Origin of the sequence: Clostridium homopropionicum DSM 5847, assembly GCF_001263795.1 — a bacterium.
Lineage (GTDB): Bacteria > Bacillota > Clostridia > Clostridiales > Clostridiaceae > Clostridium_H > Clostridium_H homopropionicum.
The window spans coordinates 283140-300016 of the sequence record NZ_LHUR01000012.1; the positions used below are offsets into that span (position 1 = coordinate 283140).

Sequence of the window (16877 nt, forward strand, 5' to 3'; positions counted from 1 at the left end):
TTAGCACTAGGGATATAGCTTATTGTCCAATCAATTCTATATTCATAAAATGATATTCACTATAAAGTTGTTTACTGGTAATATAAAAGAAAATATTAACTTATTTTTCAACAGCAATTGCTTCAATTTCGCAAAGAACTCCCTTAGGAAGCGTTTTTACTGCAACACAGCTTCTAGCTGGCTTTGATACAAAATACTTGGCATAAACTTCATTAAAAGCTGCAAAGTCTCCCATATCAGCCAAAAAACATGTTGTTTTAAAAACTTTATTAAAGCTGGATCCTGCTTGTGAAAGAATCGCTCCAACATTCTTACAGCTCTGTTCTGTCTGGGCAACGATTCCTTCTGGTACCATGCCATTTTCTGGATTTACAGGAATCTGACCGGAAGTATATACAATTCCATTCACAACAAATCCCTGAGAATAAGGTCCAATTGCTCCTGGTGCATTTTTTGTTTCAATAATATTCATTACTTTTCCTCCTCTAAAATTAACAATTTTCTGTGTATTTTTCATTATGTTTAGTATTAACTGCTTCACATATTCGTTTCAAACCTTCTGCTACCACAGACTTTGGACATGCCAAATTTAATCTGATAAAACAATCAGAATTCTGAACGAACATATTACCACCTTCAAGGAGAACGCCGGCTTTATATGCAAAGAATAAAGGTAAATTCTCGTCTTTCTCAAAATAAGCGCTTAAATCCACCCATGCAAGATAAGTGGCTTCTGATATTTTGAATTTTGCCTTTGGCAAATTTTGCGAAAGATACTCTTGGGTAAATCTGAAATTTTCATCCAGATAAGCTCGTAATTCCTCAAGCCAAACTTCTCCTTTTTCATATGCCGCCTGAGAAGCTGCAATACTCAAAGGATTATCAAAATTATAATGTTTTTTAAGCCATATTTCTCTCAGCTTTTCATCTGGGATAATAATATGTGAAATCATCATACCAGCCAAATTAAATGTCTTACTAGATGCCATACATGTAATCAGTTTTTTATAATCCGGCATAATCTTTCCTAGTGGAATATGTGTTTGATTAAGACGAATTAAATCGCAATGAATTTCATCGGAAATAACCCAAAGCTGATGCTTTTCTACTATTTTTGCGATTTTCTTTAGTTCATCCTCCTTCCACACACGTCCTGTAGGATTGTGAGGATTGCAGAAAATAAAGAGTGTCGTCTTATCATCTGCAGCTTTTCTTTCCAAATCTTCAAAATCTATTGTATAATATCCATCCTCATTGATCAGGTTTGAACACACACTTTCTCTTTGATTAAAATCAGCCGCATACTTGAAATATGCATAAGACGGAGTTAAAAATAAAACCTTTTCATCCTCTTTACAAATATAATTCACTAGCTCATACAATGCCGGTATAATACCATTTGACATAACCAAATCATTTTTATCAAATTTCCATCCGTAGCGTTTCATGCACCAATTTGCAAAAGCCTCATAATAGCTGTTTTCGAATACTCTAGTATATCCGAAAATACGTTTTTCCAATCGTTCTTTAATACCCTCGATTACAACATCTGGAGTTGCAAATTCCATATCTGCAACCCACATTCTTATAAATTCTTCATCTTTATAAGGAAAGGTCATTGTTTCATCCGCATGAAAAATATAACTGCGGAACCCATCTGTATTCATAGCATTTGTGTTTCGACGTTCAATAATTTCATCAAAATTATACATATCTTCCTCCTCCTGTCCATTACTTAAACCGTATGATTATAAGTCATTCCTAAGCCACTCTACAGCATAACGCACAGTAGAAATAGCACCAGTTTTCAACACAGATTCATTAAAATCAAATTTTTCATTATGATGATTTGCCCCATAACCAGCTTCTTCGTTTTTAATACCTAAAAAGGCAAATACACCTTTATATTTTCTTAACCATTTAGAGAATGTCTCTCCACCATACCACGGATCACAATCAACAACTGTACCCACTGGTAATACTTCTTGTAATACACGTTCAGCAACTATAGCACTTTCTTCGTCATTAATTACAGCACTGTTGATGGTCTCTAATGGAAATTCTGCTTTACATTTATGCATAGCAGCCGTGTGAACAGCAATATTATGGAACATTTCTTGTGCTTTTTTACCTTCTTCATCATTAAAAAATCTGAATGTTCCCCTAATCTCTGCCTTGTTATCAATTATATTTGATTCATTTCCAACATGCATCATTGGGATAGCCATTGTAACAGTTTCACCAGCTGTTATTTGATTACAAAATGCCACACAAAGATTATTCAAGAAGCTTGCAGAACAGAATAATGGATTAGCTGCTAAATCTGGTCTAGAAGCATGTCCTTCTTTTCCAATAAAATCAACCCTAGCAGTGCAATAACCTGCCATTCGTGGTCCAGCTTCTACAGAAATCTTTCCTTCCTCTAATTCCGCATAAACATGAATTCCCCAAATACGGTCAATTTCGTATTTATCTAATGCTGCTAGAAGTGCATCAACCCCACTATTAGGTTCTTCCCCTTCCTCAAAGCAAAACAATATAACGCCGTTTAATGAGTCTTTCAAAGCATATAGCACCTGCATTGCCCCTAGCAGCATAGCTGTATGAGCATCATGTCCACAACCATGAAAGGCTTTAGGCTGTTCAGAAATGCATGTCCTTGTCCCAACAAGATTGGTTGGTGACTCTGTCATTAGTAATGCATCCATATCAGCGCGAAGAGCAATATGTTTACCAGGGCGGCCTGTATCTAATTTAACTATCACACTAGTTGTTGGTACTTCCTCATAGGTTAAACCAAGTTTCTTAGCTTCATCAATGATAAAAGCTTTCGTTTTAAATTCATACATACCAATCTCAGCAAAGGTATGTACTTTTCGTCGGCAATCGATAATATAATTCTCATATTCATTAGCAAGTTCTAAAATCTGATCATTTAAAGGCATGAAATGTACCTCCTCAAAATCTTATATTTTTCATAAATAGCATAAAATTACCTTTTGTAAACGGACCTTTCAATGACCAAACATATAAATGTCACATTCACTATACCTTATTTAAAGGCTCCCCATATCGTTGAAATTTATTCAGTTAAGCAATTCATATTAAATAGCTACATCTTTTTAGTTGATAATAGCACCTCCTATTCCTTTCCTTGTATGATCATGCTGTATCATATTTCTTATTTTAATATTAAAAATTTTTCGCGTCAAAACACATAAAGTTTCTTATGAATAAACTTTTTTTCTTATTTTTTTAATTAAAATAGATTTTTTTCTTTTCCTATGTTAAAATTCTTGTATACAAAAAAAATCACCAAATTTTCGAACTTTTGTGTATTTATACGAAACTAATCATAAGAGGTGGAAGACTATGTCTGAAATCAACATACAGATTGGCAAGCAGATTCGCACCTATAGAAAAATGCGAAAATTAACACTTGATGAATTATCTACTATGCTACATAAAAGTAAATCCACGATTTCAAAATATGAAAAAGGAGAAATTTCCATAGACATAGAAACACTATATGAAATTGCTGATGTTCTCGAAATTCATGTTGAACAATTGCTCTACCTTCGTCCCAAACGTACTGTTATCTCTTCTCATAATAACAGTCCTGCATTTTTCAGTGGAGTATCTCAATTCTACTCCTATGTTTATGATGGACGAAGCAACAGTATCATTCGTTGTGTATTTGACGTCCTCTCTGAAACAGAAAATCATCAACATAAAATTATGATGTATATGAACTATAAAGATTTTGATAATTACCAGAATTGTGAAAATACCTATTGGGGCTATATTAAGCATTATGACGCACTTACTCACATTTCACTTGTTAATAAGGATACAGCTATGGAAAATGTCAGTGTTCAGATACTGGCTTCCTACTTAGATTCTGACACCAAATGGGGATTGTTTAACGGATTCTCATCTAGACCAATGATGCCCATTGCCGTTAAAATGCTGTTTTCAAAAACCCGTTTGAAAGAAGATTCTACTCTTGTTCATCAGCTAAAAATTTCTAAAGATGATATCCGATTATTGAAATTATATAATATGTTATCTGCTACTTAAATAAGAGAATTACCTGAAATATACAAAAGCCGTACAATCTATTAGTTGTACGGCTTGAATGCATAATTAGAAATTATGCTACACTATATATCTTCACATCAGGATTAGCATCCCATAATGGTTTAAGCCCTATAAAAACGTCGTTTTTAAATAACTCACTATCTAAATATGCCTTTGCATTCTCTACACTGTCAAATCCATGAAGTACCTGAACATCTTCATCGCGAATTAAAAGGTCTTTAGTAAGTGCACCAGGTATGTCATTCAAAAATGGAGTGCGGTAATCTGAATAAATCTTTCCTGCAGCAGGTCTGTTTTCGTTGCTGATTTTCATTGTGATTTCAAGATAAGCTTTTACTTCCATGATAAAATTCCTCCTTAGATATTGTTATATTTGCTTATTGCACAATCAAAGTATATTAAAAAAACTATACAAGTTAAAGATATCATTAAATTTATGAGTAACTAATAAATTTCATAGTAACTTGTAAATTGATAGCAAGAGGTTATAATTTAGATATAAAAAGTATTGGAGGGATGACGGATGTATAAACCAAAATTAGAAAAAGAAATTAGGTGCCCCTTGGAATACGGATTGGATATATTCGGTGGAAAGTGGAATTCACGAATTATATGTGTGCTGGCTGAAAAGAATATCTTGCGTTATAGTGAAATTCGTAAAGAAATGACAGATATAACGGATGCAGTATTGGCTACAACTCTAAAAAATCTAATTTTAGATAACATTGTAAGAAGAGATCAATACAATGAAATTCCTCCTAAAGTTGAGTATTCATTAACAGATAAAGGAAAATCTGTTGTGCCTATTTTACAAAGTATTTGTAAGTGGTCTGGAGCTTATCACAAAAATGAAAGTGAACATATAATGGCTCAATGCCAGAAATGTGATTATAGCAATGAATAAAATAATTTACAATTTGTATGTTCCCTATTAGTTACTTTTAGTAATGAAGTTACTAAAATAATAATGAAGTGACAGTAGATAGATTTGTATAAAAACAAATCTGCCTACTGTCTTTTTTGTAAAGGACATAGATATAAGATTATTTTGAATTTTAAATTCTATTTAGCATTTATTATAACGCTACATTTCCTAAAACAAAAGCTTCTAATTGACATTTAGATAAACTACACTTACACGGTCATTACAGAATATCCAAACTAAAAATCATTGTTTCATCAGTCAATATATTTTATAGCAAGACAGCAACCACCTCAATCTCACAAAGAACTCCTTTAGGTAACTCTTTTACTGCCACACAACTTCTTGCTGGGTTAGAAACAAAATACTTTGAATATACTTCATTAAATTCTTTAAAATATTTCATATCAGCTAAGAAGCAGGTTGTTTTAAATACATGTACGAAATCAGTTCCTGCTTCTTTTAGTATTGCTCCTACATTGCGACAACTTTGCTCAGTCTGTTCTATAATTGTCTCTCCTATTGTTCCTGTTTTGGGGTCTATAGGTATTTGTCCTGAAGTGTATACCATACTATTCACAATGTAGGCCTGTGAATATGGTCCAATTGCTCCTGGTGCATTTTCAGTATTAATGATTTTCATATTTTAATTCCTCCTGTTTTTTTAATTTAATTAGTATATAATGGTTTATATCATATGGTTTTTAAATTTTTTTCGCATTAGTCGCGTTGCATATTTTTCTTAACCCTTCAATTAAAATACATTAAACATATTTAAAATCATAAGTCCAGCTAAATTATCTGTTGCTACACAAGCTAGATATACCAGTATTAACCTTATCAATATTCAGCATGTTGCAGCCAATTCCTTTATGATATTAGCAAGAACATCTTAATATATCTAAGCATCTATTTTTTTACACTTAAAGCTATTTTCATTCTTTCCAGACCTTCCTCTATATAGCGAGTTGGACAGGCAAGATTCCAACGTTCAAAGCCTTTTCCTTCGTCTCCAAATATATATCCGTCATCAAAAAACAACTGTGCCTCTTCTCTCAAAAGTTTGGCCAAATCTCTGTAATCAATACCCAACGCATTAAAGTCCATCCAAAGCAAATAAGTACCTTCAAGCGGTGTTATTTTAACTGCCGGAAATTCTTTTTCCATGAATGCCTCTACCATTAGACGATTTTTATTGATTACAGTCAGACATTCCTCCAGCCAGTTCTCACACTCCTCATACGCAATACGATTTGCCTCATAACCTAAAATATTGCATTTAGGATTTATGCACTCAGTCAGTTCTACATTACGAAACTCTTCTCGAAGCTCTTTGTTAGGAATGATTATGTTAGATGTCTGCATACCCGCCAGATTAAAGGTTTTGCTTGGTGCCGTACAAATAATAGAATGCTGTGCAAACTCCTCACTGATACTTGCAAATACTGTATGCTGATATCCTGGCATCACAATATCAAAATGAATCTCATCTGAACAAATTATAACACCATTATCAATACAGATTCGTCCAATCCTTTGCAACTCTTCTCGTGTCCACACACGTCCACAAGGATTATGTGGACTGCATAAAATAAGAAGTTTTGTATTTGGTTCTTTCGCCTTTTCTTCAAAGTCCATCCAGTCAACTTCATATCGTCCATCTAGATTTACTAAAGAGGTTTTAACCAACTTACGATTATTTTTTTCAATTGCCGTATACATAGGATAATAAATCGGTGTCATTAGCATAACGCCTTCACCCGGTTTAGTAAATGCACGGATAGCTGTATAAAAAGCTTTAATAACACCAGTACTGCTGAGAATCCATTCCGGCTTAACGTGCCAATTATGTCGACGTTCCATCCAACTACAAACTGCATCCTTAAATTCTTTTGTTGGATCCGCATATCCTAATATATATTTGTCAATATATGCCTTCAGTCCTTCCCGGATCTCTGGAGCATTTTCAAATTCCATATCTGCAACAGAGAAAGGAACAATGTCCCCAGCAAATCCCGGTAAAAACTCATGGATTTCATTCCATTTTTTTGATCCAACGAAGTACCGAGGAGTAACTGAACTAAAATTGTATTTCATAATAATTAATATCTCCTTTTAATAAATTTCGTCATAAGGTTTTACAATATTAGTAGTTTTATATGGCATAGTTCTTAACCCCATGTTGAATATTCGTTGTATTACTTTTTATTCAACAAAAGGTTAATGATCTATACCATACCCACTATAAATTCAAATTTATGCTTACCTTTCTATGTTTTAACACCTAATGTGCATACTTTATAATCTATTCAACCACTACTTTATCACAGTGTTTCAGTGCATATTCTGATAACTCATTTCCAATTCCAGGCAAATCCGGAACTGTAAATTCACCATTTACAGGCTGATAGTCATAAATGCATAGTTCTTTGTTGAAGTCTTGTAAATTATACACATGATGCTCATGGATGACAAAGTTAGGTATACATGCTTCAACCTGTAAAGCTACAGCTGTGCATAAAGGACTTGCACACGTATGAACTTGAACTCCAATATCATATACATGTGCCATATCACATATTTTTTTGATTTCTGTAACACCACCACATGTTCCGATATCAGGCTGAATCATTTGTATTGTTTGATCCTCAAAATATGGGGCATACTCCCATCTTGTATAAATTCTTTCACCTGAAGCAATTGGAATATTTAATTTATTTGCAATACGAATTGCTGTTTTGGGTGTAGGTGTATTAGGTTCTTCATAGCAGAATATATTATATTTTTCAACACTCTTTCCTATTTGTATTGCTGATTGGGCATCTAAGAACGAATGATTTTCCATGATGATATCTACATTTGGCCCTACAGCTTCTCGAACTGCCTTTACTCTTGATTCTACCAAATTAACATAGTACGGCTTTAACAGACCTGTTCTTTGTTCTTCCGAAAAAGTATTACCTTCTTCATCAAAAGTAAAGAAGTCAATCTTCACTGCATCATAACCTTCTTTTACTGCCTTAATTGCATTTTTTGCGTAATCTTCTGTAGTAATAGCCGGTTTTAAATCATTACCCCAGCCAAATTGTAATTGACTTGCATAGGTACGTAATTTATCTCTAAATTTTCCTCCCAGCAATACGTGCAGTGGTACATTTAATGCTTTACCTTTAATATCCCATAGCGCCATATCAATTGCTGAAACTGCTGCAAAAAATACTGCACCCCCATTTTGTCCCCAAAATGTCTGTTTATAAATTTTTTCCCAAATAGGTTCATTTTTCATCGGATCCGCACCTATGATTAAAGATGACAACTCTTTTAACATACCAAAGGCTCCCGGCGCTGCATTTGCATAAGCCATTGCTGCTTCACCATCTCCGTAAATTCCTTCGTCAGTATAAATTCTACATACAATTGGTCTCCAAGGAATATTGCTCCAATCTGCAGGTGACCCTGGTACAGTTTCCTTCATTTTTTTACTTGATTGTAACAACATAACCTCTACTTTACTTATTTTCATTTTTTATCCTCCTAATATCATGTTATATAATAGAACCTTTTCTACAAAAATCACCCTAAACAAAATTCTTGCTTCATATAGAAGTTTTTTCCCTTTACGTATACAGACGTATTTATAGTAATCGTTTAAATCTCTACCACGTCTGTACTTGGTGTTTCTATTTTTCCTAAGGCCGGTTTGAATCCAGTTAAAATATAAATCAGAGCAAATACCACTCCAAGATAAGTCAATGGAGCATATAATGCATATTGAGAAATCGGAACTCCTAAAGTTGTTACAGCAAAAATTGCAGTAACATTCCAAGGCGTTATCCAAGCAGTTGCTGTTCCAGTATCTTCTAACATTCTAGACAAATTTTTTCTCGGAATACCATATTTATCCATTAACGGTCTCATTATTGGGCCCATCAATGTAAAGAGAGCATAATAACTTGCTAAAATTAAAACAACAATTATATTTAACACATATGCACCTGCCATAATTGTTTTCCAACTCTTAGTTGATGTAGTAAGTTTGTCAATCAAGAATTCTAAAACACCTGCTGCCTTTAATGGGCCTCCAAATACTGCCGCAGATATAAAGAATGCAACAGTGCTAAGCATACTTGCCATTCCGCCACGTGTAAGCATTTTATCAACTATTTGTACACCAATCCCACCTTTGAACCCATTATATAAAACATTTCCCATATCAGACAAGGAAGCTCCCTGAAATATACCAGCACATAAACATCCCAGAAATATACCTATACCAAATGTAGGTATACTTGGTACTTTCTTAATAATTAATATTAATGTTATTATTGGTACCAGCAAAAGTATTGGATTTAAGTTGAAACTTTTTTGCAAAGTATCAAGAATTAGTTGAGTTTTTTCACTTGAAACAACTCCACTTGTGCCAAAGCCCATACCCAAAATAATATACATTACTAAAGAAATAATATAACCTGGGATTGTCGTATATAACATGTGTTTTACATGATCAATTACATCAACCCCTGATAAAGTAGGAGCCATAATAGTAGTATCTGACATAGGAGATAACTTGTCTCCAAACATAGCCCCGGTAATGATTGCTGCAGCAGCATAATGTAAAGGTATACCCAACCCTTCAGCTACTCCCATCAAAGCAATTCCGATTGTACCCACCGTTCCCCATGATGTACCTGTAAAAATCGACATCAAAGAACATATTAAACATGCAAAGAATAAAAAAATAGAAGGTGATATTAATTTTAAGCCATAATATATCAGTACCGGAACAACTCCCGATAAAATCCAAGAACCTATTAAACAACCAATTAGCAATAAAATTACTACTCCAATGATCATCGAATTAATACTTCCAAAAATTTCTTCCTCTATTTGTTTCCACTTGGTACCAAAAAGTATAGCAATTACAGAGGCAAACCCTCCTCCTGCTAACAAAGTAATTTGGGTTGGGGCATGAACTACTTTTAATCCCATAATAATAGCAAAAACCGCAGCTATTAATAAAAGATAAGCTTTTAGTGAATTAGATTTCTCCATATGATATTCCTCCTAACTTCATTTTAATAAAATATTAATTTAAATATTAGTGATCACCTATTATATATAGAGCAATAATCGTGCCATTTTATTAATTAATATTGATTTAACTATATCAAAATTAATATATGAAAAGGAGTGAATGCCCAAATTAAAGATCTTTGTTCACTAATTGTTTTTTTCAACAATAATGTCTAAGTAATTTCTTTATTATTCCGTCAATATCGCATGCACTACTATCTTTTACACAATAAAAAATCAATGGTATTTTTAGGATTATAATAATCCCAAAAATACCATTGATATAAAATTTCGCAAACATTTCTATTAAACATCTCCTATATTTCATTAATACCTTGCTTTAGAAAATCCTAAAAGTTTAAAAACAAGCTTTGATGAAGAAAATGCAAAAATAAAAGGCATTATTTTCGTATGCCTTTTAGTGTAATAATCATGTAAACAGCCACTCCATGTCAATGGCAAATCGCCAGTTAAATAAATATTTGATTTTAAACATATAAATATTAAATAGGATAACTTACTTAACAAAATTGCTTACTTGTCAAAAAATAATTCTGCCTTTGGAAATAGACCAAACATTCCTCCAGTATGTATAAATAATATTAAATTCCCCATAAGGAATAGGCCCCCATAGGTCCCCCCAGAACCAACTGCAATAACAATTGCATCAAAATGTATCCCTAATTCCTTTTCCTGTTCTAATATTTCCTTCATTCCTTGAATATAACCAAAGGTGCCTATGCCATTAGATGCACCTTCTGGAAGGATGTATGGATTATGTCCCTTGGTTATTAATTCACTAATAACTTCCCTGTGCCTTTACGTTCTCATCATCACTCTTTAAAACTAAATAGGATTTCATGCCAAATTTAGCTGCTACTGCTGCAGTTGCCCGAGCATCATTAGATTGTATACCTCCGCAGGTAATTAAAAATTAATAATACTATATAAAAATGAGTAAATACTCAAATCAAAGATTTCCATCCATTAATTGCTGTCCTTCAACGACAATGTCCTAGTATTTTCTTTATTATTCTGTCAATATCATATATCCTAGCATTTCCTAAATAATAAAAAAACGGTATTTGGGGCATTATAAAAATCCCCCAAATACCGTTAATGTAAAATTTCTTCACAAACGTTTCTATCAAGTATTTCTTATATTATTTTATTAATCCTTTGCTTTAGATTTTATTGCTTCGAGAGCTTTTAACCCTAATTCCGTGATGACAGTTCCACCTCGACCTTTCAATATTTTCACCATCTGAAAAGCTTCCATATCGAAAAGTAGATTACGTATCTCCACCTCTGAAATATGCTTACGCTTAATACGTGATAGCTCTGCCAGACTTCGTCTTCCAAGCCTTCTATTGCTGTCCTCTGCATTTTTTAATGCTTCCAAAATAAAGATAATATCAGAAATTTTATCTTTTTCATATTGTTCAAATTTTAGAATATTCTCTTTCTCTTCTTTATTTAAAAAAGTATCAATCACCTCGACCTCAGAAAGGACAGGCAAATCTTCAATATCTATTACTGGTTTACAAAGATTCCTAAAGTACTCAATATAGTTACGAAGTTCCCGGATGTTCCCTTCCCAGTAATGATTTTTGAGGCGTTTCATTGCACTGTCGGTTATTTGAAAATTAGCATTAAGCTGCTTCGTAAATGTATCTACCAACAAGGGAATATCTTTTTTTCTATCACGAAGAGGAGGTATTTTTAGCGGAATGACATTCAACCGATAATAAAGGTCAAGTCGAAATTGATTATTTTTTATCAAATAATCAATTCTACGATTAGTTGCAGCAATAATTCTTACATCCACACCAATCACTCTGTCTCCACCTATACGAATAATTTCCTTTTCTTGTAAAACTCTTAATAAACGAGCCTGCAAACCTATTGGCATTTCACCAATCTCATCTAAAAACAACGTACCAGAATGAGCCAGTTCAAAAAGACCCTTTTTTCCACCCCGTCGTGCCCCTGTGAACGCCCCTTCCTCATAACCAAAAAGTTCGCTTTCAAGAAGGCTTTCTGGAACAGCTGCACAGTTGATTGCTACAAAAGGATTGCCTTCTCTGTTTGATGCATTATGAATAGCCTGAGCAAAAAGTTCTTTACCAGTGCCACTTTCTCCAGTAATCAAAACAGATGAATGCGTTTTAGCATTCATTTCAGAAATTTGTATGACCCTTTTCATATGTTCATCTTCAGTAATTATATCGCTAAAATAATATTTTGCTACATATCCACTAGCAATAGATACTTTTTTGAAACTTGTCGTTTTTATTGTTGACTCATGAACTCTTTCCAATGTTATATAACAAAGACTTGTTACATTTGTTTCACCCGTTGTGATTTTAACAAGTATATCATCCCCCTTGATTTTTATTTGCTTTTTCTCCAGCGGTCTCATTTTTTTAATTGCCTCTTGAATTGAAGGCTGTGGAAAAAGCCTTAAAACGTTTTCCCCAATTATACTTTCTCCTTTGAACCCCAATATCTTTTCCGCCATAGGATTATAGTTTGTTATGATTCCACTTTGTGTAAAACTAATTATACCGCTCCGATAGTTCATAGTTATAAATTCGTTAAGGCAAAAATAAGACTGTATCATATCAAGACCAGAGCTAAAATTAAGAGGCATGATCTTTTTATAATAATCTTTGACTTCTGGCGAATAAAACAAATCTTCTAATTCGAAATGGATAAGAATATAAACAATCGTGCTGATATCAATTACCCTATTGCCAATATTAATAATATGCTTAACTGAAGCAGGCACAAGCTTTTCTTCGTCGGGAGTAATCGCCAATTCGAGACCATTGGTTTCTTCAAGATTTGGTGAATATGGAATTAACTCAATATGCTTTGCCCCTAGTTGATAAATCTGATCGATACACTGCAAAGCCAGACTCAAGCTGAAGTTAACCAGTAAAGCCTTGCTTCCTGCGGGTAAATCGAGAATTTTTTGAAAATTGCTTTTGAGAATGGTTAAATTAGTATTAATTATTTGTATATTATCCGGAATATATTTCTTTGTAATTTTGTAAACATCATAAGTTGAGATAAGTACTAAATCAGCTTGAACACCTTCCGACAAATTACCATCAACGACATAATATTTTTTTATTGAAAGTTTATTTTTAAACAATACTTCTAATTCACTACAATATCTATTTGCCGCCCCTTCAGTATATGTAATAATTGCCAGTGTTTTCATCGTATACCCCCTAGTATAATAATGCTATAGCCACTAAAGCCTATATTTTTAAAGCATTTTTATAAGCACTTATTTCCATTATTCAGTAACAAAGAAGGAGTTTTTCCTTCATCAAATGTTACTTATAAACTTATAAAATTCTACATTCTAATTTAAAAGTTTCTCTTATGCCATCAGACCTTGCTCTTGATTTAAGAAATCTTTCAAACTGATGTTTACTTTGAAAACAATATATTCCCAGCATATGAACTTAAGAATAAGACTTGAAGAAGATATTATTCATGCAGTAAATTATCATTACTCTTTAACTGCAATTATTATTCCAAATTAGCCTTAAATTTTTAACTTCCACAAATATTTCTTCATTGCCTGTATGGTAAACTAGCGTGTTATCTTTTGATTTTACTAGCTCCTTTGTAGCTTCTCTACTATCATTAATACCTTTAATTACAGCCATATCATCCATATACTTCTTATTCTCTTCAATGTGATATTCTAAAACTTGTATCTTAACAAACTGATTTGGATATATCTTTCTTACCTCATTCCACTATATCACCATCCTAGATATATTTAACTAAATCTATTGTATCATATCTTTATATTTTCATCTATTTTTTAGAAAATGGTTTTGTTGTTTATCATATCTACTTCAACTTATTACAATAAACTATACTTGCTTCTATTCTTTTCATATAATAAACCTCGTACTTTTTCTAGGTATCAAGTCGTTCAGTAAACCCTCCACCCAAACAAGCTCAAAAATAAATCTTTGCTTAAAATCAAATTAATATATATTGTAAGAATTACAGATTTGCATTGCAGTACCTTCTGGCATCACCTGAAATCCTAGCTTTTCATAAAAAGAAACATTTTTTCGCTCTTCGGGCATAATTTCAATATAGCGAAAATTCTTATATTTTTCTTTTATCTTCTCTATCATTTGTTTCGCAATTCCTTTCCCTTGATACTTCGGATTTACCAAAACGTAATGAATGTAAGCAACCAATTCGCTGTCATCCAGCGCTCTGGCAAGCCCTACCAGATTTTCTCCATCCCAAGCTGTAATTACTGTATCAGAATTCATTAATGCTTTATGTAGTCTATTCGGATATTGACCGGATACCCAGCCAACGGATAAAAATAACTCTTGAACCGCCTCTTTTGTAAATACTTTTTCTGATTTATATTGAATTCCTATCATTTTTACACCCCTTTCCCTTTTAAAATATAAATTTTTTCAGCGTCACATCTAGCAGTACGAAAAAAAGCCCAATGCCTTTATTTAGTATTGGGCTTTTGGACATGCCATGAAACCAAGAATATTTTTGCTTATAATACCTTCTTGTTATCAGCTCCTGGAGTTGTAACGATAACTTGTTTTGGAGTAATGATAAGTGCTCCCTTGGCAGTTACTGCACCATTAAACATATCAGAAACCAATTTCTTAAAAGTATCTACAACATGACCTTCTGTAACATATTCAGCCGTACCTTTGATTTGATATCCTTCCATATTTTCTCCGTTGCATGCAGAAACAGCTATCTTACCATTAGCCTTGATATTAGAAAGGGTTGTATCTAAAAATACATCTCCAACTACCAGCTTACCATCATCTGTCACATCCTTAAATGCCACTGGTACAGCATTAGGTTCATCAGAATATGTGCCCAAATACCAAAGTTGCTCTTTTAAAAGTTTTACTACATTAGCGTTCATTTAAATTTTCCTCCTTTTAGATACAGCTTTAGCTGCTTAACTCAGTATCATTATACAGAACGCAATATAGAAAAATAAGATATTAAGAAATTTATAAGTAACTAATAAATTTCTTAGTATAAATTGTAATCACACTTCTGACACTGCGATAGAACATGTTCATTGTCTTCTTTGTGATACGCACCAGACCATCTGCAAATACTTTGTAGAATTGGTATAACAGACATTCCTTTGTCCGAAAGACAATATTCTACTCTAGGTGGGATTTCATCAAATTGCTGCCTGATAACAATCCCGTCTGCAATCAATTCTTTTAATGTTGCAGCCAAAACAGCATCCGTGATATTAGACATTTCCTTGCGAATAACACTGTAACGCAGAACTTGATTTTCTGACAGAACACAGATAATTCGTGATTTCCACTTTCCACCGAAAACATTCAAACCATATTCCAAAGGACAACGAATATCCTTTTCCAATTTGGGTTTATACATCTTACTTAACCTCCTGTATTGCTATTATAAAAGCAACACTATGTATACACAAGTAACTATGAAATTTATAAGTAAGTATTTTTTATTATATTATTTCATAATTTTATCAATTGCATTATTTAAATTAATAAGTACTGACTTACCTATGTATTATGTCCTTCGGTAAACCCTCTATCCCAACCCCTAGAGGAAACTTCACAATTATTAACAAAGCAGTAAATCCAAGTGGACCATTTGGAGCAAGGTGGCTAGGTCTTTCTAAGAAAGGTTATGGAATTCACGGAACAAATAACCCTTCTTCTATTGGAAAAGCTGTATTCAATGGGTGTATTAGATTGCACAACCCTAACGTTATTGAAGTGTTCAATTTAGTTTCAATTGAGACTCCTGTGAAGATTGTTTAGTTAAATTAAATAGAAACGTTCATAGTAAAATGAACTAAATCTTCTTGAGAGTTTTTATATTTTTTCAATATTTCTATCTCTTCATCATCTGGTTCGTCTTCTTTAATGCTACTCCATTCCTTTTACTTCTTTTGTTTTAGATATTCATAAAAATCTAATACTTCTGCTAAAACTTGTGCATCATTCTCTTTACTTAGTTTTTCAATTACTTCTTTAGCTAAAGGACTCATACAATCACTCCTTCATTTACTAATATTGATAATTATATTTATACCAAATTTTTTAGTTTTAACACTTATTTTTCTACAAGGAATAGATTCAAATACTATCAATTTTATAATATACTATCATATTCAAACCTAAAAAGATCCTTCAAAAATTGAGGAAATACTTGCACTAAACAATACAGTTAATATAAAGCTTTGGTTAAAGGAGAGAATTTATAGTATTAAGGTGTTTAAATAATATGAACTTCAATATATCATTTATTATTAAAATTAAGATGAACCTCTTGATCAGAGATTTCTAAAAATATTTGAATATACATCATATCAGAATAGCAACACTTGAGTATGTCTTCTTCCACATTCCCTCTTTTATAATAATCATGCGTATACCTATTCCTTAATCTAACAAAGTTAGTTATAAACTCACATAAGGTATCATCTATAAATCCATAAATACGAGCACGATTTACTAAATCTACAGCTGAGCATCCATCTATATAATTATCTGTCATTACAAGATATGTTTCACACATATCAATTATATATTCACAGAAATCTTGAAAATACCCTAATATTGCTCTTCTAAGATGAATTGATTTAGTATTAGAATACTCCTTCATGGCATCTTGCATTAATGTTAATACATCCTTAGCAGTATTAAATTTAAGAGCTAATTTTTCTTTTTTATATTTATAATACGGTGACATC

At 32.7% G+C, this 16877-nt stretch carries 17 protein-coding genes and 1 pseudogene; 3 read left to right on the forward strand and 15 right to left on the reverse strand.

Annotated features, from left to right (window positions below; all coding sequences use genetic code 11):
• Positions 1 to 100: 100 nt before the first annotated feature.
• From CLHOM_RS04755 to CLHOM_RS04765, 3 genes are read right to left on the reverse strand one after another with little or no spacing between them, the layout of a single operon-like run.
• The gene (locus tag CLHOM_RS04755; protein ID WP_052220543.1) at positions 101 to 472 is read right to left on the reverse strand and encodes a RidA family protein; all 372 of its coding nucleotides are present in this window, start codon (positions 470 to 472) and stop codon (positions 101 to 103) included.
• Between the two features lie 19 nt (positions 473 to 491).
• On the reverse strand, positions 492 to 1712 hold the full coding sequence (locus tag CLHOM_RS04760) for a MalY/PatB family protein (protein ID WP_052220544.1): 1221 nt from the start codon (positions 1710 to 1712) through the stop codon (positions 492 to 494).
• Positions 1713 to 1748: 36 nt separating this feature from the next.
• Positions 1749 to 2945 (reverse strand): amidohydrolase, encoded by a 1197-nt coding sequence (locus CLHOM_RS04765; protein WP_052220545.1) that lies wholly within the window; start codon positions 2943 to 2945, stop codon positions 1749 to 1751.
• 427 nt (positions 2946 to 3372) lie between these two features.
• On the opposite strand from CLHOM_RS04765, the gene CLHOM_RS04770 reads away from it, so the two are divergent.
• Positions 3373 to 4080 carry a helix-turn-helix domain-containing protein gene (locus tag CLHOM_RS04770; RefSeq protein WP_052220546.1) on the forward strand — a complete coding sequence of 236 codons (708 nt, stop codon included), beginning with the start codon at positions 3373 to 3375 and terminating at the stop codon, positions 4078 to 4080.
• Positions 4081 to 4153: 73 nt separating this feature from the next.
• Here CLHOM_RS04770 and CLHOM_RS04775 read toward each other — a convergent pair whose 3' ends face one another.
• Positions 4154 to 4444 carry a hypothetical protein gene (locus CLHOM_RS04775; RefSeq protein ID WP_052220547.1) on the reverse strand — a complete coding sequence of 97 codons (291 nt, stop codon included), beginning with the start codon at positions 4442 to 4444 and terminating at the stop codon, positions 4154 to 4156.
• A gap of 180 nt (positions 4445 to 4624) precedes the next feature.
• Here CLHOM_RS04775 and CLHOM_RS04780 point away from each other — a divergent pair, with 180 nt between their 5' ends.
• Positions 4625 to 5005: a winged helix-turn-helix transcriptional regulator gene (locus CLHOM_RS04780; RefSeq protein WP_052220548.1), complete on the forward strand. Its 381-nt coding sequence runs from the start codon at positions 4625 to 4627 to the stop codon at positions 5003 to 5005.
• Between the two features lie 289 nt (positions 5006 to 5294).
• Here the strand turns inward: CLHOM_RS04780 and CLHOM_RS04785 are convergent, their stop codons facing one another.
• From CLHOM_RS04785 to CLHOM_RS04830, 10 genes are all read right to left on the reverse strand, one after another.
• Complete coding sequence (locus CLHOM_RS04785; RefSeq protein WP_052220549.1) at positions 5295 to 5666, reverse strand: RidA family protein; 372 nt, start codon at positions 5664 to 5666, stop codon at positions 5295 to 5297.
• 266 nt (positions 5667 to 5932) lie between these two features.
• The gene (locus CLHOM_RS04790; RefSeq protein ID WP_052220550.1) at positions 5933 to 7120 is read right to left on the reverse strand and encodes a MalY/PatB family protein; all 1188 of its coding nucleotides are present in this window, start codon (positions 7118 to 7120) and stop codon (positions 5933 to 5935) included.
• Between the two features lie 208 nt (positions 7121 to 7328).
• Positions 7329 to 8546 (reverse strand): mandelate racemase/muconate lactonizing enzyme family protein, encoded by a 1218-nt coding sequence (locus tag CLHOM_RS04795; RefSeq protein ID WP_074782741.1) that lies wholly within the window; start codon positions 8544 to 8546, stop codon positions 7329 to 7331.
• A 125-nt stretch (positions 8547 to 8671) separates the two neighbouring features.
• Positions 8672 to 10075 (reverse strand): Na+/H+ antiporter NhaC, encoded by a 1404-nt coding sequence (nhaC, locus tag CLHOM_RS04800; RefSeq protein WP_052220551.1) that lies wholly within the window; start codon positions 10073 to 10075, stop codon positions 8672 to 8674.
• A 555-nt stretch (positions 10076 to 10630) separates the two neighbouring features.
• Entirely contained in the window at positions 10631 to 10810 is a 180-nt protein-coding gene (locus CLHOM_RS18460) for a hypothetical protein (protein WP_052220552.1), read from the reverse strand.
• Positions 10811 to 11267: 457 nt separating this feature from the next.
• On the reverse strand, positions 11268 to 13325 hold the full coding sequence (locus tag CLHOM_RS04810; RefSeq protein ID WP_052220553.1) for a sigma-54 interaction domain-containing protein: 2058 nt from the start codon (positions 13323 to 13325) through the stop codon (positions 11268 to 11270).
• 304 nt (positions 13326 to 13629) lie between these two features.
• Positions 13630 to 13791: a hypothetical protein gene (locus CLHOM_RS04815; RefSeq protein WP_341376537.1), complete on the reverse strand. Its 162-nt coding sequence runs from the start codon at positions 13789 to 13791 to the stop codon at positions 13630 to 13632.
• A 321-nt stretch (positions 13792 to 14112) separates the two neighbouring features.
• Positions 14113 to 14529 (reverse strand): GNAT family N-acetyltransferase, encoded by a 417-nt coding sequence (locus CLHOM_RS04820; RefSeq protein ID WP_139205615.1) that lies wholly within the window; start codon positions 14527 to 14529, stop codon positions 14113 to 14115.
• A 128-nt stretch (positions 14530 to 14657) separates the two neighbouring features.
• Positions 14658 to 15044, reverse strand: a complete 387-nt coding sequence (locus CLHOM_RS04825) for a pyridoxamine 5'-phosphate oxidase family protein (RefSeq protein WP_052220554.1) — start codon at positions 15042 to 15044, stop codon at positions 14658 to 14660.
• 113 nt (positions 15045 to 15157) lie between these two features.
• Positions 15158 to 15538 (reverse strand): winged helix-turn-helix transcriptional regulator, encoded by a 381-nt coding sequence (locus CLHOM_RS04830; RefSeq protein ID WP_052220555.1) that lies wholly within the window; start codon positions 15536 to 15538, stop codon positions 15158 to 15160.
• Between the two features lie 152 nt (positions 15539 to 15690).
• On the opposite strand from CLHOM_RS04830, the pseudogene CLHOM_RS04835 reads away from it, so the two are divergent.
• A pseudogene (locus CLHOM_RS04835) lies at positions 15691 to 15942 on the forward strand (L,D-transpeptidase); the annotation flags it as partial.
• Positions 15943 to 16423: 481 nt separating this feature from the next.
• Here the strand turns inward: CLHOM_RS04835 and CLHOM_RS04845 are convergent.
• Entirely contained in the window at positions 16424 to 16876 is a 453-nt protein-coding gene (locus CLHOM_RS04845; protein WP_052220556.1) for a hypothetical protein, read from the reverse strand.
• Position 16877 lies beyond the last annotated feature (1 nt).

What these genes read in the sequence shown, in the direction of transcription:
- CLHOM_RS04755 (WP_052220543.1), bottom strand. Translation starts at nt 472, where the DNA reads ATGAATATTATTGAAACAAAAAATGCACCAGGAGCAATTGGACCTTAT.
- CLHOM_RS04760 (WP_052220544.1), bottom strand. Translation starts at nt 1,712, where the DNA reads ATGTATAATTTTGATGAAATTATTGAACGTCGAAACACAAATGCTATG.
- CLHOM_RS04765 (WP_052220545.1), bottom strand. Translation starts at nt 2,945, where the DNA reads ATGCCTTTAAATGATCAGATTTTAGAACTTGCTAATGAATATGAGAAT.
- CLHOM_RS04770 (WP_052220546.1), top strand. Translation starts at nt 3,373, where the DNA reads ATGTCTGAAATCAACATACAGATTGGCAAGCAGATTCGCACCTATAGA.
- CLHOM_RS04775 (WP_052220547.1), bottom strand. Translation starts at nt 4,444, where the DNA reads ATGGAAGTAAAAGCTTATCTTGAAATCACAATGAAAATCAGCAACGAA.
- CLHOM_RS04780 (WP_052220548.1), top strand. Translation starts at nt 4,625, where the DNA reads ATGTATAAACCAAAATTAGAAAAAGAAATTAGGTGCCCCTTGGAATAC.
- CLHOM_RS04785 (WP_052220549.1), bottom strand. Translation starts at nt 5,666, where the DNA reads ATGAAAATCATTAATACTGAAAATGCACCAGGAGCAATTGGACCATAT.
- CLHOM_RS04790 (WP_052220550.1), bottom strand. Translation starts at nt 7,120, where the DNA reads ATGAAATACAATTTTAGTTCAGTTACTCCTCGGTACTTCGTTGGATCA.
- CLHOM_RS04795 (WP_074782741.1), bottom strand. Translation starts at nt 8,546, where the DNA reads ATGAAAATAAGTAAAGTAGAGGTTATGTTGTTACAATCAAGTAAAAAA.
- nhaC (WP_052220551.1), bottom strand. Translation starts at nt 10,075, where the DNA reads ATGGAGAAATCTAATTCACTAAAAGCTTATCTTTTATTAATAGCTGCG.
- CLHOM_RS18460 (WP_052220552.1), bottom strand. Translation starts at nt 10,810, where the DNA reads ATGAAGGAAATATTAGAACAGGAAAAGGAATTAGGGATACATTTTGAT.
- CLHOM_RS04810 (WP_052220553.1), bottom strand. Translation starts at nt 13,325, where the DNA reads ATGAAAACACTGGCAATTATTACATATACTGAAGGGGCGGCAAATAGA.
- CLHOM_RS04815 (WP_341376537.1), bottom strand. Translation starts at nt 13,791, where the DNA reads ATGGATGATATGGCTGTAATTAAAGGTATTAATGATAGTAGAGAAGCT.
- CLHOM_RS04820 (WP_139205615.1), bottom strand. Translation starts at nt 14,529, where the DNA reads ATGATAGGAATTCAATATAAATCAGAAAAAGTATTTACAAAAGAGGCG.
- CLHOM_RS04825 (WP_052220554.1), bottom strand. Translation starts at nt 15,044, where the DNA reads ATGAACGCTAATGTAGTAAAACTTTTAAAAGAGCAACTTTGGTATTTG.
- CLHOM_RS04830 (WP_052220555.1), bottom strand. Translation starts at nt 15,538, where the DNA reads ATGTATAAACCCAAATTGGAAAAGGATATTCGTTGTCCTTTGGAATAT.
- CLHOM_RS04845 (WP_052220556.1), bottom strand. Translation starts at nt 16,876, where the DNA reads ATGTCACCGTATTATAAATATAAAAAAGAAAAATTAGCTCTTAAATTT.